Origin of the sequence: uncultured Flavonifractor sp., assembly GCF_944387675.1 — a bacterium.
Classification (GTDB): Bacteria; Bacillota; Clostridia; order Oscillospirales; family Oscillospiraceae; genus Flavonifractor.
This window is the reverse complement of record NZ_CALXFV010000145.1, coordinates 1-3,904: the sequence shown is the minus strand read 5'-3', so window position 1 is coordinate 3,904 and position 3,904 is coordinate 1. Positions and strand designations below refer to the sequence as shown.

General features: G+C 60.7%; 5 protein-coding genes. 4 read left to right on the top strand and 1 reads right to left on the bottom strand.

The features are described from left to right. Window positions 1–113 precede the first annotated feature (113 nt). On the top strand, window positions 114–962 hold the full coding sequence (locus Q0J74_RS10680; RefSeq protein ID WP_297214458.1) for a mechanosensitive ion channel family protein: 849 nt from the start codon (window positions 114–116) through the stop codon (window positions 960–962). Window positions 963–977: 15 nt separating this feature from the next. Continuing rightward, window positions 978–1,496 (top strand): hypothetical protein, encoded by a 519-nt coding sequence (locus Q0J74_RS10675; protein WP_297214455.1) that lies wholly within the window; start codon window positions 978–980, stop codon window positions 1,494–1,496. Between the two features lie 42 nt (window positions 1,497–1,538). Here the strand turns inward: Q0J74_RS10675 and Q0J74_RS10670 are convergent, their stop codons facing one another. Then, entirely contained in the window at window positions 1,539–2,015 is a 477-nt protein-coding gene (locus tag Q0J74_RS10670; RefSeq protein WP_297214453.1) for a DUF4830 domain-containing protein, read from the bottom strand. 99 nt (window positions 2,016–2,114) lie between these two features. Here Q0J74_RS10670 and Q0J74_RS10665 point away from each other — a divergent pair, with 99 nt between their 5' ends. Together Q0J74_RS10665 and Q0J74_RS10660 are read left to right on the top strand one after the other, a co-directional pair. Beyond that, window positions 2,115–2,831, top strand: a complete 717-nt coding sequence (locus Q0J74_RS10665) for a pseudouridine synthase (RefSeq protein WP_297214451.1) — start codon at window positions 2,115–2,117, stop codon at window positions 2,829–2,831. A 150-nt stretch (window positions 2,832–2,981) separates the two neighbouring features. Further along, window positions 2,982–3,904: PucR family transcriptional regulator (locus Q0J74_RS10660; RefSeq protein WP_297214449.1), on the top strand; the 923-nt coding region annotated here is incomplete at its 3' end.

Here is a 3,904-nt window from a genome sequence, read left to right as displayed (position 1 = left end):
AAGTCGTGCCTTTCTTTTTGCCCGTTGCGTGGGATAGGTCCTCCTCCACAGGCTTGGGGGCTTGTCCAGACGGGAGAGCTATGGTAGAATGATCTGCGGAAAGGAGGGAAACCATGCTGAGTAATCTCACCAATCTCTCGCCGGAGGACGCGGAGGAAACCCTTCAGTCTGTCAGCGGTTTTTTCAATGATCTGAACCTGCAAAAGATCCTCACCATTGCGCTGCTGTTTATAGGCTGCATGGTGGTGATGAAGGTGATCCTTAAGTTGGTGGATCGGGCCTTCTTCCGGCTGGAGGTGGAGAAGAGTCTGCATACCTTTATCCACGCCGCCCTTCGGGTGATTTTATGGCTGCTGACAGTGTGCATTGTGCTGGACTACATGGGCGTCCCCATGACCAGTCTGGTGGCTCTGCTGGGTGTGCTGGGCTTGGCTGTCTCCCTGGCCATCCAGGGTACCCTCTCCAACCTGGCTGGCGGGCTCCAGATCCTGGTGTCCAAGCCCTTTAAGGCGGGGGACTATGTGGAGGCCGGAGGCGTTGGCGGTACGGTGAAGGAGGTGGGCCTGGCTTACACCAAGCTGGCCACCGTGGATAATAAGGTGATCTCGGTTCCCAACGGCCAGATCTCGGGGGAGAAGATCACCAACTACTCCACGGCGGAGCAGCGCCGGGTGGATCTGGTGTTCGGGGTATCCTACCACGCCCCGCCGGAACGGGTGATTGCCTGTATCCGGGATGTGATCGCCGCCCATCCCAAGGCCCTGCCCCAGCCGGAACCCTTTGTACGTATGTCCGCCCTGAAGGACAGCGCCATCGAGTACACCCTGCGAGTGTGGTGCGCCAATGGGGACTACTGGGATTTGTACTTTGACCTGCTGGAGCAGATCAAGGCGGCCTTTGACCGCTGCGGCATTGAAATTCCCTACAACCAGCTGGATGTGCGGATTGTGGAGAAGAAATAAGGAGGAAGCGCAATTATGGATTATACAGCGGCGGGCAGCGGCCTGAAGAAGGTATTCATCGGGGAAATTCTCTCCATCCTGTCCTTTATCCCCCTGGTGGGGGGCATCCTGGCCCTGGTGGGGCTGATTCTGAATCTGGTGGGCCTGAACGAGGCCTCACGGGCGTCGGAGGGCTACCGGACGGCCTTTACGCTGAGCATCGTCTCCATTGTGCTGGCGGTGCTGACCCTGGTCCTTCCCATCCTGAGCGTGGTGGGCAGCATCCTGTCCTTTGTGGTGGTCTACCTGGTGTGCATCACCACCGCCGACATTCTGGACGAGTGCGGCGATTCCGACACGGCGGCTAAGGGCCGGTTTGTGTGGAAGCTGTATGTGGTATGCACCGTCATCCTGGTGGTATGCGGACTGGTGGCCCTGATCCCCGGGGCGGCAATTCTGGCGGGACTGGTCATCATCCCCACCGCCATCGCCTCCCTTGTGGCGGGCATCCAATACCTCATTTTCCTGTACCGGGCCTCCGACTTCCTGTCCTGAAGCAGAGCGGCGCGGCGCTGTACAGCGCCGCGCCGCTTTTTGTCAGGAGGGCCGCTCCAGCCCGTGGATGAAGCCCCCCAGCTGGGCGGAGAGCACGTCGCCGCCGATGACGGTGTTCTTGTAGAGGAGCAGGCCAGCCCGGATGTCCGTCTCCCCGGTGGGGTAGTTGTTCACCTGGTAGGTGTACCGCTTCACCCGCTTGCCGGCGTACTGGGTCAAATCGAAGCCCTGGGCGGCCTGAAGCTCCAGATACTGGCTATAGGTCTCGTCAAAGGTTTCCGGGATGACCAGCTCCTCCACGGAGAGAGGCTCCTCCGACACCAGCCAGCCGTAGCTGCTCAGGTAGGCGATTCTGTCCTCGTTGGTCTTGACCCCTTTGGGACTGACGGAGGCGGAAGCGGCGGCGTCCCGCCCTCCCGCCAGGAAGGAGCCGGTGAGGAGCACCCCGCACACCACGGCGGCGGCCGCAGCCACGGCGAGGAGCCGGCCCTTGCGGACCTTGGCGGTAAAGATAAACACAGCGCAACGCTCCCTTCCCCATATACTGGTGTTTTATGAATATGGGGCGGGGCGGATCGATATGACGCAGGGCAGAAAAAAGGACAAGGAGGGCGGCAGATGGAACGCCTGGACAAGATTCTGGCCAATACGGGCCGGTGGTCCCGGAAGGAAGTGCGGGAGCTGGTACGGGCCGGACGGGTGACGGTAAACGGCAGGGTGGCCCGGACGCCGGAGGAAAAGCACGATCCAGCCTCGGCCTTTCTGGTGGACGGCCGGCCGGTGTCGGGGGAGCGGCTGGTGTACCTGATGCTCCACAAGCCGGCGGGGCTGGTCTCCGCCACCGAGGACCCCAGGGAACCCACGGTGCTCACCCTGCTGCCGGAGCATCTTCGCCGGGTGGGTCTGTTTCCGGCGGGGCGGCTGGACAAGGACACCGAGGGCCTGCTGCTGCTCACCAACGACGGCCCCCTGGCTCACCGGCTGCTCTCTCCCCGCCGGCATGTGGACAAGCGCTATTTTGTCCGGGTGGCGGGGATCTTGGATCAGACGGATGCGGAGGCGTTCCGGAAGGGGATAACCCTGGCTGACGGCCTGATCTGCCTGCCCGCCGGTCTGGAGATTTTGGAGGCAAACACCGGCCTTGTCACCCTGCGAGAGGGAAAGTACCACCAGATCAAGCGGATGCTGGCCAGCCGGGGCAAGCCGGTGGTCTATCTCAAGCGGCTGACCATGGGTCCCCTCACCCTGGACCCCGCCTTGGCTCCCGGCCAGTGGCGGCCCCTCACGGAGGAGGAGCTGACGGCTTTGAGGGCCGGCGGAGGGGAGAAGGAATGAGACTTCCGCCAGAAACAGAGCACTTTAGGCATTTTCCACAAAAAACTTTGAAAAAGATATTGAAAAGAGAGATAAGAATCGGTATAATACTGGTTGTTAATAGGCTGAGCCTGTATGGAGCGGTAGGGAGAAATAAAGGAGGCTGACACCATGTCCAGCAGAATTTTCCAGAGCGTTGTCTTGCAGATGAAGGACAGCACGGACCGGGCGATAGGCGTGATCGATTCTGAGGGAACGGTGGTGGCCTGCAACGAGCTTAGCTGTATCGGGGAGCACTGGCCGGGCGCCGTAGAGGCGGTAAACCGGGGCGAGGGGGAGAGTGTGGCCTATGAGGGCCATACCTTCAAGGCTCTGGCCGGCTGGGGGTCCCAGTTTGACTACGCCGCCTTTGCCAAAGGGGAGGACGGAGAGGCCCGAATGGTATGTTCCATGGCCACCGTGGCCCTCAACGGCGCCAAGACCTATTATGAGGAGAAGCACGACAAGGCCACCTTTGTCAAGAACATCATCTCCGATAACATTCTGCTGGGCGACATCTACGTCCGGGCCAAGGAGCTCCACTTCATCTCCGAGGCGCCCCGGGCGGTGTTCCTCATCCGCCAGGTGGAGACCACCGACCCCGCCCTCATTGATGTGGTACATGCCATGTTCCCTGACAAACAGGTGGATTTCGTGCTCTCCATCAGCGAAACCGATGTGGCGCTGATCAAGCAGCTCAGCGACGGGGCGGAGACCCGGGACCTCTACAAGATTGCCAAGCAGATGGAGGACAAGATCACCGACGAGCTGCATCTGCGGGTGGTGATCGGCATCGGCACCATCGTCAGCCACATCCGGGAGCTGGCCCGGGCCTACAAGGAGGCGGGCATCGCCATCGACGTGGGCCGGGTGTTCGACACGGAAAAGAGCATTATCAACTATGAGAACCTGGGCATCGGCCGGCTGATCTATCAGCTGCCCACCACCCTGTGCGAGATGTTCCTCCAGGAGGTCTTTAAGAAGAATCCCATTGACGCCCTGGACCAGGAGACCCTGTTTACCATCAACAAGTTCTTTGAGAACAACCTGAACGT